This is a genomic window from Streptomyces sp. So13.3 (assembly GCF_005860785.2).
Classification (GTDB): domain Bacteria; phylum Actinomycetota; class Actinomycetes; order Streptomycetales; family Streptomycetaceae; genus Actinacidiphila; species Actinacidiphila fildesensis.
The window spans coordinates 1,491,387-1,509,557 of record NZ_CP048835.1; the positions used below are offsets into that span (position 1 = coordinate 1,491,387).

Here is an 18,171-nt window from a genome sequence, read left to right on the forward strand (position 1 = left end):
AGTCCCGAGCGAAGCGGTGGCCCGATGGCAACAGACATGAGACGGTCGCTCGGCGTACTGGACGGCGTGGTCATCGCCGCGTCCACCACCGCCGCGACCACCAGCATCGGCCTCGGGATGGGGCTGCTCACCGGGATCGTCGGCTTGCATCTGCCGATCATCATGCTGCTCGCCTTCCTGCCGATCCTGGGGATCGCCGCGGCCTACTCCCGGCTCAACCGGGTCGAGCCCAACTGCGGCAACAGCTACGTCTGGGTCGGCCGCTCGGTCAGCCCCTGGCTGGGGTTCCTCTCCGGCTGGGTGAACGTCGTCGGAACCGTCGTCTTCCTCGCCTACACCACGACCGTGACCGGATCGGCCCTGATCCAGCTCGCCGGCCAGGCGGGACTGCACCGCCTGGCCGGACTGACCCTGAATCCCGACAGCACGCTGCAATCGACGCTGCTCGGGATGACGGTGCTGGTGGCCGCCACGCTCGCCGCCGTCACCGGGGCCGACGTCGCCGCGCGCTTGCAGCGCCATCTCCTGGGCTTCGAGTACTTGGTGCTGCTGGGCTTCTGCGGGTACGGCCTCTTCGCCGGCACCCAGCCGTTCAGCCTCGACTGGTTCAACCCCTTCACGATCCCCTCGCTCGCCGCGCTGGCCCAGGGCATGGTGGTGGCGGTGTTCTGCTACTGGGGCTTCGACGCCGCCTTCAGCGTCAGCGAGGAGGTGCGCGACCCGCGTGACGCCTCCCGCAGCGGCCTGATCACGGTGTTCACCATGCTCGGTCTGTTCCTTCTCGGCGCGGTGGCCTTCCAGCGGGTCCTCTCCTCCGGCCAGCTCGTCGACAACGGTGCGCAGGGGCTGACCTACTTCGGCAACCAGCTGGCCCACCAGCCGCTCGCGGCACTGCCCCTGGTCGCGCTGACCTTCTCCGCCGTGGCCTCGCTGCAGGCCGGAGTGATCCCCACGGTGCGCGGGCTGTTCGCCATGGGCCGCGACCGCACCGTCGGCCCGGTCTGGACCCGCATCCACCCGAAGTACGGGACGCCCGCGGCGGGAACGCTGCTCCTCGGTGCGATCGCCGCCGTGGTCGCGGCGCTCTCCCTGGTCATCCCGAAGGTCAGCGAGCTGATCAGCGCCTCGGTCAGTGCCATCGGCATCGTCGTCGCGCTCTCCTACGGTCTGACCGCCGTCGCCGCCGCCGTGCGCTTCCGCGGGCTGCTGCGCAACACCCTCTGGGAGGGCGTGCGGGCGGTCGTGCTGCCGGTGCTCAGCGCACTGGTCCTGTTCGCCCTCGCCGGGTACATGTGCTGGGGGTACGCCACCTCAGCCGACCACTTCGCACTGCGGGCGGACAACGGCTGGTTCCTGCTGCAGATGCCGGTGCTGATGATCCTCTCCGGGCTGCTGGTCGCCGGCTGGGCCAAGTGGGGCCGCAAGTCGCCCTACTTCGCCGCCGGCCAGGCCACCGATGCCGGCGCGGCGGACCTGCTCTCCGCCGAGCCCACCACGGTCCCAACCTCCGCGACCATCTGAACCACCCACCCGACGACCTGACGCCCTCCGCCCCACCGAAACGACATATGGAGCAGTCCATGACCCACGCCGCAGACCTCGTCTTCACCGGCGGCCCCGCCCTCACCACGGATCCGGCCCGCAGCCGCGCCACGACCGTGGCCGTCCGCGGCGGGCGCATCGTCGCCGTCGGGCACGACGAAGTGCGCGAACTGGTCGGTCCGAAGACCGAGGTGGTGGACCTCGCCGGGCGGCTGCTGATCCCCGGTTTCCAGGACGCCCACGTCCACGCGGTCTACGCGGGCGTCGAGCTGGGCGAGTGCGATCTGACGGGCACCACCAGCCTTGCCGAGTACCAGCGCCGGATCGCGGCCTACGCCGAGGCGTACCCGGAGCGAGAATGGATCACCGGCAGCGGCTGGTCCCTGGAGAGTTTCGAGGGCGGGGTGCCGACCCGCCACCTCATCGACGCCGTCGTCGCCGACCGGCCGGTGTTCCTCTTCAACCGCGACCATCACGGTGCGTGGGCCAACACCCGCGCCCTGGAGCTCGCCGGGCTCACCGCCGACAGCGCCGACCCCTCCGACGGCCGGATCGAGCGCGAGGCCGACGGCGCCCCCGGCGGCATGCTGCAGGAGGGGGCGACCGGGCTCGTCGCGCGCCTGGTCCCGAAGACCACCGCGGCCGACCGCCTCGCCGGACTGCTCCGCGCCCAGCAGGTGCTGCACGGCCTCGGCATCACCAGTTGGCAGGACGCCATCCTCGGCGTCTTCAACGGCCAGCCCGACCCCTCCGACGCCTACTTCACCGCCGCCACCGACGGCCGTCTCACCGCCCGCGTCAACGGCGCCCTGTGGTGGGACCGTTCACGTGGCGCGGAGCAGATCGCCGAGCTGGTCGAGCGTCGCGAGCAGCTGCGTGCCGGGCGCTTCAGGGCCGATTCGGTGAAGATCATGCTGGACGGCATCACCGAGAACTTCACGGCCGCGATGACGGCGCCCTATCTGGACTCCTGCGGCTGCGCCACCGCCAACAGCGGCCTCAGCTTCGTCGACCCGGCGGCGCTGCGCGACCATGTCGTGGAGCTGGACGCCCTGGGCTTCCAGGTCCACTTCCACGCGTTGGGCGACCGCGCCGTGCGCGAGGCGCTGGACGCCGTCGAGGCGGCCCTCGCCGCCAACGGCCGCCGCGACAACCGGCACCACCTCGCCCATCTGCAGGTGGTCCACCCCGACGACGTCCCGCGCTTCGCCCGCCTCGGCGCGGTCGCCAACCTGCAGCCGCTCTGGGCCACCCACGAACCGCAGATGGACGAGCTCACCATCCCGTTCCTGGGAGGTGAACTGGCCTCCTGGCAGTACCCGTTCGGCGACCTGCTGCGGGCCGGTGCCACGCTGGCGGCCGGCAGCGACTGGCCGGTGAGCAGCCCCGACCCGATGCAGGGCATCCATGTCGCGGTCAACCGCGTCGGCCACGGCGAGGACCGCCCGGCCTTCCTGCCCGGGCAGCGTCTCGACCTGGGCACCGCGCTGACGGCGTACACAGCGGGTTCCGCCTACGTGAACCACCTGGACGACACGGGCACGATCCGCGTCGGCGCGCTGGCCGACCTGGTGGTCCTGGACCGTGATCCCTTCGACGGCCCGCCGGAGGCCATCGGTGACACCACCGTGGCACTGACCTATGTCGGCGGCGAGCGCGTCCACGCGGCGCCGAACGCCCGCTGACGGACCGACGGCCGGGTGACCGGCCGTCTTTCGGGGAGCACTTGCGGTGCTGCGCTCAGCCCTTGCTCGATCCCAGGGACAGGCCCGCGATGAACTGCTTCTGCAGCAGGACGTAGACCACCAGGGTGGGCACGGCCGCGATCAGTGCCGCGGCCGCGATCAGGTTCTGATCGCTGACGAACTGGCCCTGCAGGTTGGCCAGTGCGGAGGTGACCGGTCGTTTGTCACCCGACGACATCAGGGTGATCGCCCAGAAGAAGTCGTTGTAGATCCAGGTGGTCAGCAAGGTGGCGAGGGCTGCCAGCGCGGGGCGGCACAGCGGCACGGTGAGCTTCCAGAACCGGGTCCACAGGCCGGCGCCGTCGACCAGCGCCGCCTCGTACATCTCCTCCGGGATCGACTTCATGTAGTTGCTCAGCACGAAGACGCAGAAGCCCTGCTGGAACGCCACGTTGATGAGGATCAGGCCGAAGGCCGAGTTGTACAGCAGACCGCTCTCGCTGAGGAATTCCGGCAGCGGGACCTTCAGGAAGAGCCGGTACAGGGGGGTGATGATGACCTGCTGCGGGAGCAGGTTTCCCGCGGTGAACAGGATGAGCAGGGCGACGTTCAGCTTCACGTTGACCCGGGTCAGTATGAAGGCGACCCCGGTGGAGAGCGCGAGGGCGACCACCACCGCCGGAACCGTGATCAGCACCGAGTTCAGGAAGTAGTGCAGCATGTCCGACTGCGTCCACGCCTGCGAGAAGTTCTTCAGCGTGAGGTGGTGCGGCAGTGAGACATAGCCGTACTTCTGCGTCTCGGCGTACGGCCGCAGCGCGATGTACAGGGCGAACAGTATCGGGAGCAGCCACAGCACCGAGGCGCTGACGAGGAACAGCTGAGCGCTGACCTGCCCCCAGGGGCGGGACTTCGGCCGTTCGCCGGAGCTCTGCTGCGCTGTGACGCGGGGCAGGGTGTCGGTGGTCATGGGGTGTCCTCACGGCGGAACGTCTGGAACAGGAAGATGCTGATCGGGACCAGTGAGATCACCAGGAGCACCACGCCCAGCGCCGATCCGAAGCCCACCCGCTGGGTCTCGCCGACGATGTTGGAGGTGACCAGCACCGAGAGCAGTTCCAGGCCGTTGATTCCCTTGTTGGTGATGTAGACGAGGTCGAACGCGCGCAGCGACTCGATGACGGTGACGACCATGATGACGATGTTGATCGGCTTCATCACCGGGAAGACCACGCGCCAGAACGTCTGCCAGGCGTTGGCCCCGTCGACCTTGGCGGCCTCCCGCAGCGTCGGGTCCACCGCCTTGAGTCCGGCGAGGTACAGGACCATCACATAGCCGGACTGACGCCACGTCGCCTCGACCAGGACGGCCCAGAGGTTGAGGTGTGGATCGCCGAGCCAGTCGATGGCGTTGCTGTCGCCGTTGCGTCCGATGACCGTGTTGATCAGCCCGAAGTTCTGGGAGTACATGAACTCCCAGATGATGCCGATCAGCGCGAGGGAGAGCATCACGGGGAGGAAGAGGATGCTCTGGTACATCCGGCTGCCCTTGATGCCGTAGTCGATGACGACGGCGAACAGCATGCCCAGCGGGGTCGCGAAGAGGATGAAGACGGCCAGCCAGATGAGGTTGTGCTGGACGGCGGGCCAGAACTCGGGGTAGATCGTGGCGGCCTGGTGGTAGTTCTGCACCCCGTACAGGCAGCCGTTGTTCATGATCGAGGGCACGTTGGGCAGGCACGACTTGGTGCCGAGGCTGCCGACGCCGTTCCACTTGGTGAACGACAGCAGGACGGTGCCCAGTGCCGGGAACCAGATGAAGACCAGTTCTATCAGCAGCGGGATGCCGAGGAGCAGTGCGACGACGAGCTTGTCGCGTCCGGAGAGTTTGCGCACGCCGCCCCGGCGGCGCTGCTTCGCCGCCGGGGGTCGCGCTTGGGTGGTCGTCATGAGGTGTAGATGGCCTTTGCCTGGCTCTCCGCGCTCTTCTGCAACGAGGCGATGTTGCCGGAACTCGGGTCGGCGATGAACTTCTGGATGATGGAGATCATCGCGTTGGACATGGCGGGGTCCGCGTCGCGGTCCATGTACTGGGCGACGGCCTTGCACTTGGCGATCTCGGCGACCGACTTCGTCTGGATCGCGTTGTAGGACGGCACCTTCAGTCCGGTGGCCAGGCCGACGTCCCACTGGTCGGTCTTGAGGAACTCGGCTTCGGCCGCGCCGGTGCCGATGTACTCCAGGATCTTCTTGGCGGCGACGGTGTTCTTGGCCTTCTTGCTGAGCATGAAGCCGTCGGTGGGCGCGTCCATGTAGTCCGTGCCGTAGGCCGGGTTGATCTCGGGGAAGACGAAGAAGTCCAGGTCGTCGAGGTTCGCCTTGTCGGTGACGTACTGCGCGGCGACCTGGTTGGTGCCCTGGAACATCATGCCGGCCTGCTTGGTCTCCAGGGCCTTGGCGGCGTCCTGCCAGATCCGGCCGTTGGCGCCGCTCTGTACGTACGGCATGAGCTGGGCCCAGTGATCGAACACCTGGGTCACCCCCGGGTCGGTCCAGGGGATCTCGTGCTTCATCAGCTTCATGTGGTAGTCGTAGCCGTTGATCCTCATGTTGAGGATGTCGAAGGTGCCCAGCGCGGGCCAGCCGTCCTTGTCGGCGAAGGCGATCGGGATCATGCCGTCGGTCTTCATCTTCTTGGCCAGGGCGAGGTACTGGTCCCAGTTGGTGGGGACGGTGTAGCCCTTCGCGCTGAACACGCTCTTGTTGTAGAAGACCACCCAGGGGTAGTTGTACATCGGCACCAGGTACTGGTGGCCGTCCAGACCGGTCGACAGCTTCTTGGCGGCGGGGCCGAAGTTGCCGCCGATCTTCTCCCAGACGTCGTCGATCGGCAGCGCGAGGCCCTGGGCCGCGAAGTACTGCATGCGGTAGCCGGCGAACCAGGTGAACAGGTCGTCCGGCGTGCCCTGCAGATAGCTGGTGATGTTGGTCTGGAAGGTGTTGTGGTCGACCGTGTTGATCTTGATCGGTGAACCGGACGCCTTGGTGGCCGCGCCCGCCAGCGCCGCGAACGCGGTCTTCGCTGCGGGGTCCGAGTAGTTGGAGCCGAAGGTCACCTGACCCCCGGCCGAACCGCTGTCGCTCGGTGTGGACGAGGAGCTGTCACAGGCCGAGAGCAGTCCGCCCGCGACGGAGAGACCTGCGATGCCGGCCATTCCCCTGAGCAGGGTGCGGCGACTCGGCGATGACCCCGGATTGTTGCTGCCCGGCGAGCCGACATCCGACATGGTGCCTCCATGGGTGGTCTGTGGTCTGCGGTCTGCTGTGGTCTGCGGTCACGATGCGGTGCATGGGATGCGGTGCGGCGAAGAGACGGAAGGGGGGTCCCGCTGGGGACCTCCTAGCACCTGATGGTTTCGAACAAAATTCAACAGGATTAACCGGGACCTCGCTCGCAGGGGTAGTTCTACGCCCCCTTACCCAGGGGCGTCAACGCTCCGACCCGGTGGTGTTGTGGGACCGTGATGTAGCGGTACGAGCCGCTCCGGACTGCGGAAATCGACATCCGGCCTTCCCCGGAGCACTCACGGGGGACGGGAAAGGGGGTCAGGACACGCCCTGACCGGTCAAACAAGTTCACATACGTTGCTTCAAGATGCACCATGGATCGCGGTCGCCACCCCTGGGCATCCGGGCCGGCCAGGGCGCACGGCCGATGTGTCGAGGCCGGACCCGTCTTCCGCCGACGTTCCGGCAGGGCGATCCGGCCTTCCTCAGGAGCGGGCCATCGTTGCGTTCGTCCGTTACCCAAGGGCGTCACGCCGAGCACGACCCCGGCACGGAGCCGGCCGCCGAACGCGGCACCCCGGAGGGCACGCCGACGGCACCTCGGCCCCGGTCCGCGCCGCCGCCACCCGTGGAGAGCCCGCACCGGGCCGGGACCCCCGGCTTCCGCCCTCGGCGCCGCCCGTTGAGTTCCGCAGCATTTTGTTGGAACATGAGCAAAGCGCACCCGAGATCGGTGGTACCGATCGGGTGCGCTTCCCTGGCTCAGTGCGATGCCGGCCGATGGCTAACTCGGTGCGGGGTCAGGCGATGGTCCAGTGCTGCCGCGGCAGATCGGTGTCCGTCTGCTGGGTGACCGTGCCACCGTCGGAGGTCGACGAGGTCGTCAGCAGGAGTCCGCTGTGGACGTTGGTGATCGAGTAGGCGCCGGAGGCCAGCTTCGTCACCCGCCATTTCTGGTTGGCACCGCCGGTGCAGGTCCACTGGACCACTGCCGTGCCCGGTGCCGTGGCGCCTCCGTCGTCGTCGGCGCACAGGTTGGAGTGGGCGTTGACGAGGGTGTAGGAGCCGTCGGACTGCTGGGTGAAGACCCAGTTCTGGTTCTTTCCGCCGTTCAGCGACCAGGTGTCGAGCTGGACGCCGGGCTCCGTGTGCCAGTCGGGATCATCGAGAGCCTTGCCGGACACGGAGATGGTGTGCGTGCCGTTCAGGTTGCTCGCGGCCGTGGTGGCGGTCAGGGTCAGGACCTGCTCGGCGGCGGTACGGGAGCCGCCGACCGGGTTGCCCGTGCCGTTGGTCCAGGTGCGGGCCGGGGTGGTCTCGGCGAGCCGGCCGGTGTCGGACGACATGCCGAGGACGAGACCGCTGTACCGGTTGACGATGCGGTATGTGCCGGTCTGCGCGCCCGCGGAGTTCACGTTCTTGATGAGGAACCACTGCTGGCCGACGGTGGGACCGCCGGACCCCACCGTGGTGGCGGTCGGCTTGGTGGCCCAGGCACGGTTGGCCGTCGCAGCGGAGTTCACCCCGAGCAGTTGGCCGGTGGCGGCGTTGGTGATGCGGTAGGAGCCGTCGCCGTTGCCGGTGAAGCTCCACGATTCGAGACTTGACCCGGTCGCGGCCGTGACCGAGGTGGTGGCCGAGCTGCCGGTGGCCTGGGCGAGGACGCGGCCGGACCCGCTGCCGATCGTGTAGGTCTTCGCCGGGTCGACCGGTGACGGTGCCGGGGCGGACGAGTCGATCGTGAGGTTGACGTACTCGCCGGAAGCGCCGCCGGAGCATCCGAAGGAGCAGTACGAGCGGAAGTTCTTGCCGACGATCGTCGAACTGGTCCTGTTCGCGCTGTCCAGGAACCACCGGTACCACGAGGCGGTGTGGTGGCTGCCGGTGTCGCCGATCAGCGTCCACTTCTGGGTGGAGAGGTCGTCGGTGGCGTAGATCTGCTGTGGGGCGTTGCCACTCTGGTCGACCGCCTGCGGTTCACCGATGTACAGGCCCAGATAGGCGTTGTAGGTGATGTCCATGACGAACAGCGGCGAGGTCGGCGGCATCTTGCCTGCCGCGACCTGCTGGTCCACGGTGCCGGTGTTGGCCGGATCGTACTCGGCCGACGCGGGGGTGTATCCGGTGCCGCCGGCGGAGGTCACCGGCACCTCGTTGCTCTCCAGGCCGCCCTGTCCGGGCTGCGACCAGGAGCCGTTGTACCACTTCTGCCAGGAGCCGGGCGCCATCTTGGACGAGATGGGAGCGCGGGCGGCATGGGCGTAGAACGCCTTCCAGCCGCCGTTCTTGTCCACGATGCGCGAGCCGTAGGTGATGTAGAAGTAGCCGGACGCCGTGTCGACGAAGAGCCGCTGGTCGCCGTCACCGTAGTCGTACGTCTGGTTCGGGAAGGCCGTGGTGTCGGCCCGTGCGGTGCTGTACGGCGAGGTGATCGCGTGGCCCAGGATGTTCCAGACCTTGCCCTGGTTCGTCGAGCGCGCGTAGTCGATCGCGTCGTAGTGCAGGCCGTCGCCGAACGGCTGCGGGGTGAACTCGTTGTGCACCAGGCCGTACCAGTCACCGGTGTCCGGATCGACCCACACCCCGGTCAGGTCGCAGTAGTTCTTCTGCGCGTACCCCGAGCCCGAGGGCGCGGCGGTCGCCGTCACTCCGGTCGGGCTGTTGTTGCAGCGCCAGGTCGTGTCGTTGTTCTTGTCGCTGGAGTTGGCCGGGTTCACCGCGTTGCTGATAGCACTCGACCGCGAGGCGTCGTCGAAGTTCGTACCGGTGAAGAAGTCCCAGTAGCGGGGGTCCGTGGCACCGTACAGGGCGGCGGACTGCTGGAAGTAGAACGCGCCGTCCTTGTCGATGTAGGGGACCGCGGAGGTGTCGGTCGGATGGGCGTAGGAGGCCTTCGAGCCGACGGAGACCGTGTACGTGGCGCCGGGCGGGAGCGCCGACGCCGTTCCCGGTGCGAGCAGGCCGGCGGTGAGCAGCGGGAGGGTCACGGCGAGCGCCGCGAGGACTCTTCGGGGACGGGACACAGATAGTCCTTTCCGTCCGGGTGTGCTGGTCCGGCGGTGGGGGCCGGATCAGGGCAAGCGGGGGGTCGCCCTGATCCCACCGCCTGCGCGAGCCGGAGTACATGTGTTTTTGTTCGCCTCCACTTGGGTTTTCCTCACCGGGTGGGCCCCGTTCATCACGGAATGCCCCAGCACGGGCCCCGGTCAGGTGACCGGGACGGGCGGGGCCGGTTCCACCCGGAGGTGCGCCGTCCCGGAGCGCACGGCCCAGCCGAACACGGCGAGCGCGACGGCACCGACCACGATCGTGTCGTACGGCGCGGGCAGCCGGCCCGAGCCGCCGAAGGTGCCCAGCCAGGACAGCAACGTCAGCGCGGCCAGCTGGCAGACCAGCCAGGCGCCGTCCCGCAGCTCCTCGCGCACCGGCCGCCCGGCGGCGTCGCGGCGCAGCAGCAGGAACAGCGGCACACCGGCGAGAACCAGCGGCAGCGCGAGGCGCAGATCGTGCCAGCCCGACCAGTAGACGAATTCGGTGGCCACCACGAAGCTGATCGGCGCGATCCAGCGCACCCCGGGTACCTGGCCGTCCTTGCGGGTCACCCCCTGCTCCCTGTCCCGCGCCCGGAACACGGCGACGGCGACCGCGGACGCCGCGTAGATGAGCAGATACATGTCGCCCATCACGCTGACGATGTCCTGCCAGCCGCCGAACGGCAGCATGAACAGGACGATCACGACGAGGTTGAGCAGCAGCGCCCGGTGGGCCATGCCGGAGCGGGCGTCGATCCGCATGAAGAAGCGCGGCAGCAGGCCGTTCTTGGCCAGGGCGTAGGTGTGCCGGGCGTCGATCGCGACCCCGACGTAGGCCGAGCCGCCGGGCGAGACCACCGCGTCGGCGTAGAGCAGGGTGGCCAGCCAGTGCAGGTTGAGCACCAGGGCGAGCTGCCCGAACGGTGACTCGAAGTTCACGCCCTGCCATCCGTGGCCGAGCAGCGAGTCCGGCACCGTGAAGAGGAAGGCGAGCTGCAGTCCCAGGTAGACCAGCACGGCCAGCCCGATGCCGGTGAGTACCGCGCCCGGCACATTGCGCCGGGGGTTGCGGGCCTCGCCGGAGAAGTCGAGCGGCGCCTGGAAGCCGTTGACGGAGTACACGATGCCGCCGCTGGCGAGCGCGGTCAGACAGGCCGCGTAGCCGTACGGTGCGAAGCCGCCGTGGTCGGTGAGCCGCCCGGAGTGCGTGCCGGAGAGGAACAGCGCCACCACGGTGACGACGGGCACGACGACCTTGAACAGCGACACCAGGTTGTTCAGCCGCGCGAAGGTGCGTACCGCGAACCAGTTGAGCGCGGTCAGCAGGATGCTCAGTCCCGAGGCCACGGCCAGGCCGGACGCGGTCAGCCGGCCGTTGTCGTAGAGGCCGGGGAGGTAGTGCGCGGCGTACTGCATGATCGCGCTGATCTCCGCCGCCGTGCCGCCGACCGACAGCAGGACCGACCAGCCGATCACGGTGCCCACCAGCCGGCCGCTCGCGTAGAGCGGCCAGCGCACGGTTCCGCCGCCCTCGGGGCGGGTGGCGCCGAGCTCCACCATCACCAGCGCCACCAGGCCGCACAGCACGCCCGCCGCGACCCAGGACAGCAACGAGGCGGGCCCTGCGGTCTGCGCGGCGAACATGGCCGCGAACAGCCAGCCGGAGCCGAGGATGTTGGAGAACCCGATCGCCGCCAGGCTCCAGAACCCGAGCTCCTTGCGGAGCCGGCGTTCCTCGCTCAGTACCGTGGGGGCGTCCGGAGCACGCTGCGGCTCGCTCTGCGGCACGTGCACCGCACCTCCTCATGGGACGGGGAACGCTGGGTTCCCCAGCGTGTCACGCCGGGCGCCGCGGACCGCAGAGGAGCGCTCCCCGGCGGGCGCGTGGCTCGTTCAGCGCATCTGACGGCGCACCAGCTCATGGAACATGCCGCCGGTGTCGGCGAGGAGTTCCGCGGGTGGACCCTGCTGGAGGACCCGGCCCTCCGACATGACGATCACGCGGTCGGCGTCCATGACGGTGGACAGCCGGTGGGCGATGACGACGCGTGTCGAGCGCAGTTTGCGGGTGCTCTCGGTCACGACGCGCTGGGTCTCGTTGTCGAGGGCGCTGGTGGCTTCGTCGAAGAACAGGATGCGCGGGTGGCGGATCAGGGCCTGGGCGATCATCAGGCGCTGCCGCTGGCCGCCGGAGACGGTGCCGCCGCCGTCGGAGAGGACGGTGTGCATGCCCATCGGCATGGCCTTGATGTCCTCGGTCAGGCCCGCCATCGCGGCCGCCTCCCAGGCCTCTTCCAGGGAGAACGTCTCGGAACCGCAGATGCAGTCCAGGATCGAGCCGGTGAACGGCTGCGCGTTCTGCAGGACGACCCCGCACTGGCGGCGCACGGCCGCCGGGTCGAGGGCCGTCAGGTCCTGACCGTCGTAGAGCACGCTGCCGGAGACCGGCCGGTCGAATCCGATGAGCAGCCGGAGCAGCGTCGACTTGCCGCAGCCGCTGGACCCGACGATCGCGACGAACTCGCCCGGCAGGATCCGGAACGACACGTTGTCGAGCACCAGTGGCGCGTCGTCGGCGTACCGGAACGACAGCTGCTTGACCTCGATCTCGCCGGACAGGACGCCCGGCTGTATGGTGCCGCCGCCGACCTCGGGCACCTCGTCGAGCAGCGGTTTGATCTGCTCGAACAGCGGCAGGACGGAGACGGCGGAGATGAGTGCGCCGGTCAGCTGGGTCACCGACGTCAGCAGCATCGTCACTGCGGTGTTGAAGGTGAGGAAGCTGCTGGCCGACAGGGTCCCGCGGGCCGGACCTGCGAGCAGCATGAACATGATGAGGGTGCAGAGCGGCAGATAGACCGCGCTGACGACCGTGATCAGGTTCTTGATCCGGCCCACGCGCTGCTGCAGCTCGCGGCTGCGGGCGAACTCGCGGGCCCAGGACGCGTAGGCGAAGCTCTCCGCCGCGGCGACACGCAGTTTGGGCAGTCCGCGCAGCGTCTGGAACGCCTGGTTGTTGAGCTTGTTGCCGAGCACGATCAGCCGGCGCTGCCACCGCAGTTGCCACAGCCCCAGGCCGAGGAACACCGCGCCGATCACGGTGAGCATCGCCATCGCCAGCAGGGCCAGCATGGGGCTGTACCAGAGCAGCAGAGCGAGGTTCACGGCGCCGACGGTGCCCGCCTGCACGGCCACCGAGTTGATGCCGGACAGCACGCGGCGGATGGCACTGATGCCCATGGCGGCGCTGGCCAGCTCTCCGGTGGAGCGCCCGGCGAAGAACTTCGTCGGCAGGCGCAGCAGCCGGTCCCAGACGGCCGGCTGGAGTGTGGACTCGATGCGCCCTTCCATGCGCAGGATGGAGATGTTCTCCAGCAGCATGAAGGCGGCCGAGACGATGGTGGTGGCGACGATCGCCAGCGAGGTCTGGACGATGAGGCTGTTCTCGGCGTTCGGTACGTAGACGCCGAGCACCTGTCCCGTCGCGATGGGCACCAGCGCGCCCAGTCCGACCGCGACCAGACCGCCCAGGATCAGGTTGCGCAGGTCAGCCCGGGTGCCGCGCAGACTGAAGCGGAGCAGCCGCCAGGCGGCTATGGGCTGGTCGGGCAGCGGACGGTAGAACATGACGGCGCGGGGCTGGAACGCGGCCGCGGCCGCGCCCCCGCCCGTACTCCCGATGCGCGTCCGCTCGCCGGTGACCGGATCCACCGCCTCGTATCTGCCGCGCCGCCACAGCAGCGCGACCGGGGCGCCCGTACCGGCCCGGTGGCCCAGCAGGGGGCCGGAGTTCTCCCGCCACCAGCGGCCGTCGAGTCGGACCGTGCGGGTGCGGAAGCCCGAGCTCACCGCGATGCGCTCGACCGGGCTCGACCGTCCGTTCGCCGAGCCGCCCTCCACGGGCGCCGAGACGGTGATCCCGGCCGCGTCGGCGACTCTGCGGCAGGCGGCGAGTGTGGCGTCGTCGGTGCCCTCGGCCGGGTGGGACGGGGCCCTGCCTCCCGGCCTGTCGATGGAGGCCAGCAGCGCCTGGTCCGCCTGCGCGCGCACCGTCCGGCCGGCCTCGATGCCGGCCGCTGTCCGGTTCTCATGGGCGCGCTCGATGCGTTCGATCCAGCGGTCCAGCGCGAACAGCAGCCGGGACTGCTGATTGACCACCCGCTGCCACATCGCACCGTCGATGAGCAGGTCGGCGGCCGCCTCGCTGCTGAACGCGGCGCCGTACTGCACGCTGCCGGGGGCCACCGGCATCCACAGGATGTTGTCGTCGGCCGCTTCGTACTCCGCGGCCGGCTCCGCCGTTCCCGGTCCATGGCCCGGCTGACCGTCGTGGGGCGCCTCGAACAGGACGCGCAGGCTGCGTCCGACCCCGCGGGCGAACGCGTCCTCCAGCGGGCTGAGGGGCACTTCGTAGCCGCTGTACGCCTGCTGGTTCGGGTATCCGGCGTACCCGGGCCCGAACAGTTCCCGCAGCTGGATCCGGCGCAGTTCGCACCCTTGCAGGGGCCGTCCGACGAGGGTGTGGCGCGGGCCTTCCGCCGGTCCGAGCACCAGGGTTCCCGTTTCGAGCCGGCCGAGGAAGTGCCAGTGCCCCTGGTTTCCGGCGTCGACCGCGAACAGGTCCATCGCCCCGCCCACGACGAGCCACAGCACATGGGGCCCCTCCAGGCTCATGCTGCGGGCGCCGGCGCAGTCGACGGGCTGTCCCAGACCGCCGAGGGCACCGACCACCACATCGCCGGGCACGGCGCCCGGCACGGCGTCGGCGATCACGGGGTGCTGGACGGATGTCATCTCAGTGCTCCCTGACGAGCTCGGCGTACGGCCCCCCGGCCGCGACCAGGTCCTCGTGCCGACCGCGCTCCACGACCGTGCCGTGGTCGAGCACGACGATCTCGTCGCTGTCGCGCACCGTGCTCAGCCGGTGCGCGATCACCACGCAGGCACAGCCCCGCCGCCGCAGATTGTCGATGATCACCTGCTCGGTCTCGGCGTCCAGGGCGCTGGTCACCTCGTCGAGGACCAGGACGCTGGGGCGGCGGACCAGGGCCCGGGCGATCTCCAGCCGCTGCCGCTGGCCTCCGGAGAAGTTGCGGCCGTCCTGCTCGACCCGGCTGTGGATGCCGCCGGGACGCCGGGCGACCGTGTCGTGGATGGCGGCGTCCTTGAGCGCGGCGATGACGTCGTCGTCCGGTATCGACGGATCCCACAGCGCGACGTTGTCCCGGACGGTGCCCTCGAAGAGGAAGACGTCCTGATCGACGAAGGAGACCGAGGCGGACAGCGCGCTGCGGGAGATCTCGTCGAGCCGCTGCCCGTCGATGCGGATCGCGCCCTCCCACGGGTTGTAGAGACCCGAGATCAGCCGGGACACCGTGGACTTGCCGCTGCCGGAGCCGCCGACCAGCGCGACCTGCCGGCCGGGGCCGACCGACAGCGAGAAGTCGGTGAGCAGCGGTTTGTCGAGCGGGCTGTAGCCGAAGGTGACGTTCTCCAGTGTCACGTGCCCCTTGAGCCTGCGGGTGCTCGCGGCCGGCTCGCTGCGGGAGTACAGGCCGTCCACCGGGAAGCTCTCGACGTCCTTGAGCCGGGCCACGTCGGCCGCGAAGTCCTGGATCCGGCCGGCCACCCCGTTGAGCCGGGTGACCGGTGCGGTGAAGCTGGTCACCAGCGCCTGGAAGGCGACGAGCAGACCGATGGAGATGTGGCCCTCCACCGCCCGCAGCCCGCCGATCCACAGGATCAGTGCGCTGTTGAGCGCCGCGAGGGTGGGCGCGACGACGGCGAGTACCGCGCTGGGCACGCCGAGCCGCTGCTGCCCGTCCAGGGTCGTGGCGTGCTGGCCGGCCCAGCGGCGGAAGTAGCCGTTCTCGGCGCCGGTCGCCTTCATCGTCTCGATGAGCTGGAGCCCGCCGTACGAGGTGTTGGTCAGCCGGGCGCTGTCGGCACGCAGCTTCTGCGTACCGGTGGCGCGGATCCGTACCACCACGCGCATCGCCGCGACGTTGAGCAGCGCGATCAGCACGCCGACGACCGTCAGTTGCGGATCGTAGGTCCACAGCAGGACCGCGTAGAGCACCACGACCACGGCATCCACCCCGGCGGCGGCGAGGTCCCTGGCCAGGGTCTCGGCCACCGTGTCGTTGGACTGCAGGCGCTGGACGAGGTCGGCCGGGTTGCGCTGGGCGAAGAACGTGACCGGCAGCCTGAGCAGATGCCGCATGAACCGGGCGCTGCCGAAGGTGGACGAGATGATGCGGCCGCGCAGCAGGTTCGCCTGCTGAACGGCGGTCAGCACGACGGTCAGCACGACCATGGCAGCCATCGACCCGAAGAGCACCGGCAGCAGCGACGTCTGATTGCCGAACAGGAACAGGTCGATGTACGTACGGCTGAGGGCCGGCGCCGACGCTCCGACGACGACGAGCAGGAAGCTGGCGATCAGCGCTGCCGCCATCGTGCCCGTGGTGCCGCGCAACCGGGCCGGCAGGGCGCTCATCACCCCGGGCTTGCGGCCGCCGCGGCGGAACCTGCCGCCGGGCTCGAAGGTCAGCACGACGCCGGTGAAGCTGGAGTCGAACTCCTCCCACGACACGAAACGGCGGCCCCGGGCCGGATCGTTGAGGTGGATCCCCCGGCGGCCGAACCGCCGTCCCATCCCGTCGAAGACGACGAAGTGGTTGAACTCCCAGAACAGGACGGCCGGCGCCCGCACCTCCGCGAGGGCGGCGGGCTCCATCTGCATGCCCTTGGCGTCCAGACCGTACCTGCGGGCCGCCTTCAGCACGTTGCTGGCCCGGGAGCCGTCACGGGACACACCGCAGGCGATGCGGAGTTCTTCGAGAGGGACGTGCCGGCCGTGGTGGCCGAGCACCATGGCGAGCGAGGCGGCACCGCACTCCACGGCTTCCATCTGCAGAACGGTGGGACTGCGGACGGGTTTCCGGCTCTTCGGCCTCCTCGGCCTCCTCGACTTCTGCTGCTTCCGCGGATTGGGCGCCGGCGTCGGTCCCGGCGCACGCATCGGCTCGGGGCGGTGCCGACCGCGGCCTGCCGGGGTCGGGCGGTGCTGCGCGCTCACGGAAGGACCCAATCGATCGGATGCTGCGCGGTCAGGTGGATGGCGCCGCTGACCAATGTCGTGGAATCGATCGGGTACGGCGGTCCGTGCGCCGACGACCAGGTGAAGCCGGATGTGGTGCCGGCCGACCGTTCCAGCTGGACCATGACCGCCACCGGCGGGCCCTGCGCCGAGAACTGCTCGCCCAGCTGGCGGTCCCCGAGGAAGTTGCTGATCTGCTGCCGGGTCTCGGGAATCCGGCCGATCGCCAGAACGCGGCCCCGCAGTACACCGAACCGCTGCGCCGGCACCGACTGGACGGTCAGCTCCACCGAAGCGCCCACCGGGATCGTCGGCGCGCTGCCGCCCGGCGCGTACAACACCGCCACCAGTGGGTCGTCGGGCCTGTCCATGTGCTCCACCGTCGCCAGGTCCGCGCCGGTGGCGACGACGGCGCCGGTCCTGGCCATGATCGCGGTCACCCGGCCCGCCGCCACCGTGCGAACGGTCTCGGCCTTCCGGTCCGTGCGTACGGTCAGCAACGGAGCGCCCGCCGGCAGCGTGTCGCCCTCTTTGGCGAGGGTGGCGGTGATCTGGCCGGCGACCGGACTCTGCAGAAGGTAACTGCCTTCCGCATGCGTCAGGATTCCGGGTGCGTTCAGCTTGGACGACACCGTGCCCGTCACCGCCCAGAAGCAGCCGACGGCCATGACGACCGCTGTGACGGTCAGCACGAGCCAGCCCTGCGGCCGAGCGAGAAGCACCGGTACGTCGAGGTCCTCTGGCGATTGCAGCTTGGACAGCGCCTTTTGGCGGAACTGCACGGAAGTATTCCTTCAACTGCATTCGGGTGCGGCATTCATAGGCCCCGGAACGAGGGGTTCCGGGGCCTATGTCCAGCCTTACGATGCGTCAGAAGCACCGCTGGGCCGGGTCTTGCTGACGCTATGACGTCTCGTGGCGAACCTGACGGTCAGAGACCGGCGGCCAGACCGTTGACCTGCGCCGGGAGAAGACCGGTGACCGTCGAGAGCGGCAGCGAGACCGGCAGGACCGACTCGACGGTGCCCACGATGGAGCTGGCCGACAGACCGTCGACGCCGACACCGACACCGACGCCGACACCGCCGGAGACGTTGTCCAGGTCGCTGTCGGCAATTTCGCGGGTCTCGACCTGGGGGGTGAAGTCGTTGCGCATGACTTGCGGTTCCCTTCATAGCGGTGGGGGGTTCATGAATAGTGTCGGCCGGTTCGGCGGAAAGCCGGTCCGGCCGGTTCAACGGTCGTCCGATGCCCGAATAATTCGGAAATCCGTTTCGCAACTCCCGTATGTCGCAAGACACAACCACGTCAACGCGCCGCCGGGCCACCTTGCCCGTCACAGTGTTTCGGTCGGCGTTTCGGTACCGCGAGACGTGCACCGACGGCATTGCCCACCGAATGCCGACGACTTCTTCACATGCCGGAAACGGGCCATTCGCACGGGCCGGTCCTGCCGTCGATCCTGAACGGACATATCCGCGTTTAGGGTTCGGCGCCCGTCCGGAGCGGCGTGATCCCGCCG

11 protein-coding genes are annotated in these 18,171 nt (G+C 69.3%); 2 read left to right on the forward strand and 9 right to left on the reverse strand.

Translation table 11 applies throughout. From position 1 onward, the window contains the following. Positions 1-36 precede the first annotated feature (36 nt). Both C8250_RS07020 and C8250_RS07025 read left to right on the forward strand, forming a co-directional pair. A complete protein-coding gene (locus C8250_RS07020) occupies positions 37-1,521 on the forward strand; it encodes an APC family permease (protein WP_203218425.1) in 1,485 nt (494 codons plus the stop codon). A 59-nt stretch (positions 1,522-1,580) separates the two neighbouring features. Next, positions 1,581-3,227: an amidohydrolase gene (locus tag C8250_RS07025; protein ID WP_138355496.1), complete on the forward strand. Its 1,647-nt coding sequence runs from the start codon at positions 1,581-1,583 to the stop codon at positions 3,225-3,227. A gap of 55 nt (positions 3,228-3,282) precedes the next feature. Here the strand turns inward: C8250_RS07025 and C8250_RS07030 are convergent, their stop codons facing one another. The 9 genes from C8250_RS07030 to C8250_RS07070 form a co-directional block, all read right to left on the reverse strand. Continuing rightward, positions 3,283-4,197 (reverse strand): carbohydrate ABC transporter permease, encoded by a 915-nt coding sequence (locus C8250_RS07030; RefSeq protein WP_138355497.1) that lies wholly within the window; start codon positions 4,195-4,197, stop codon positions 3,283-3,285. Continuing rightward, a complete protein-coding gene (locus C8250_RS07035) occupies positions 4,194-5,177 on the reverse strand; it encodes a sugar ABC transporter permease (protein WP_138355498.1) in 984 nt (327 codons plus the stop codon). Before C8250_RS07035 ends, C8250_RS07030 begins: the two co-directional genes overlap by 4 nt. Continuing rightward, positions 5,174-6,442, reverse strand: coding sequence for an extracellular solute-binding protein (locus C8250_RS07040; protein ID WP_232485512.1), 1,269 nt, complete (start codon positions 6,440-6,442; stop codon positions 5,174-5,176). The genes C8250_RS07035 and C8250_RS07040 overlap by 4 nt, the downstream gene beginning before the upstream one ends. An 873-nt stretch (positions 6,443-7,315) precedes the next feature. Beyond that, on the reverse strand, positions 7,316-9,538 hold the full coding sequence (locus tag C8250_RS07045; protein ID WP_138355500.1) for an RICIN domain-containing protein: 2,223 nt from the start codon (positions 9,536-9,538) through the stop codon (positions 7,316-7,318). A 183-nt stretch (positions 9,539-9,721) separates the two neighbouring features. Then, a complete protein-coding gene (locus C8250_RS07050; RefSeq protein ID WP_138355525.1) occupies positions 9,722-11,335 on the reverse strand; it encodes an APC family permease in 1,614 nt (537 codons plus the stop codon). A gap of 105 nt (positions 11,336-11,440) precedes the next feature. Next, positions 11,441-14,341 (reverse strand): NHLP bacteriocin export ABC transporter permease/ATPase subunit, encoded by a 2,901-nt coding sequence (locus tag C8250_RS07055; RefSeq protein ID WP_138355501.1) that lies wholly within the window; start codon positions 14,339-14,341, stop codon positions 11,441-11,443. A gap of 1 nt (position 14,342) precedes the next feature. Continuing rightward, the gene (locus C8250_RS07060; RefSeq protein WP_138355526.1) at positions 14,343-16,571 is read right to left on the reverse strand and encodes an NHLP family bacteriocin export ABC transporter peptidase/permease/ATPase subunit; all 2,229 of its coding nucleotides are present in this window, start codon (positions 16,569-16,571) and stop codon (positions 14,343-14,345) included. A gap of 53 nt (positions 16,572-16,624) precedes the next feature. After that, positions 16,625-17,431, reverse strand: coding sequence for an HlyD family efflux transporter periplasmic adaptor subunit (locus C8250_RS07065; RefSeq protein ID WP_138355502.1), 807 nt, complete (start codon positions 17,429-17,431; stop codon positions 16,625-16,627). 149 nt (positions 17,432-17,580) lie between these two features. Next, positions 17,581-17,805 (reverse strand): type A2 lantipeptide, encoded by a 225-nt coding sequence (locus C8250_RS07070; protein ID WP_138355503.1) that lies wholly within the window; start codon positions 17,803-17,805, stop codon positions 17,581-17,583. Positions 17,806-18,171: the final 366 nt, after the last annotated feature.

Bases quoted from the DNA above. Each gene is read 5' to 3' on its own strand.
- C8250_RS07020 (WP_203218425.1), top strand. From the start codon at position 37: ATGAGACGGTCGCTCGGCGTACTGGACGGCGTGGTCATCGCCGCGTCC.
- C8250_RS07025 (WP_138355496.1), top strand. From the start codon at position 1,581: ATGACCCACGCCGCAGACCTCGTCTTCACCGGCGGCCCCGCCCTCACC.
- C8250_RS07060 (WP_138355526.1), bottom strand. From the start codon at position 16,571: ATGCGTGCGCCGGGACCGACGCCGGCGCCCAATCCGCGGAAGCAGCAG.
- C8250_RS07030 (WP_138355497.1), bottom strand. From the start codon at position 4,197: ATGACCACCGACACCCTGCCCCGCGTCACAGCGCAGCAGAGCTCCGGC.
- C8250_RS07040 (WP_232485512.1), bottom strand. From the start codon at position 6,442: ATGGCCGGCATCGCAGGTCTCTCCGTCGCGGGCGGACTGCTCTCGGCC.
- C8250_RS07055 (WP_138355501.1), bottom strand. From the start codon at position 14,341: ATGACATCCGTCCAGCACCCCGTGATCGCCGACGCCGTGCCGGGCGCC.
- C8250_RS07070 (WP_138355503.1), bottom strand. From the start codon at position 17,805: ATGCGCAACGACTTCACCCCCCAGGTCGAGACCCGCGAAATTGCCGAC.
- C8250_RS07035 (WP_138355498.1), bottom strand. From the start codon at position 5,177: ATGACGACCACCCAAGCGCGACCCCCGGCGGCGAAGCAGCGCCGCCGG.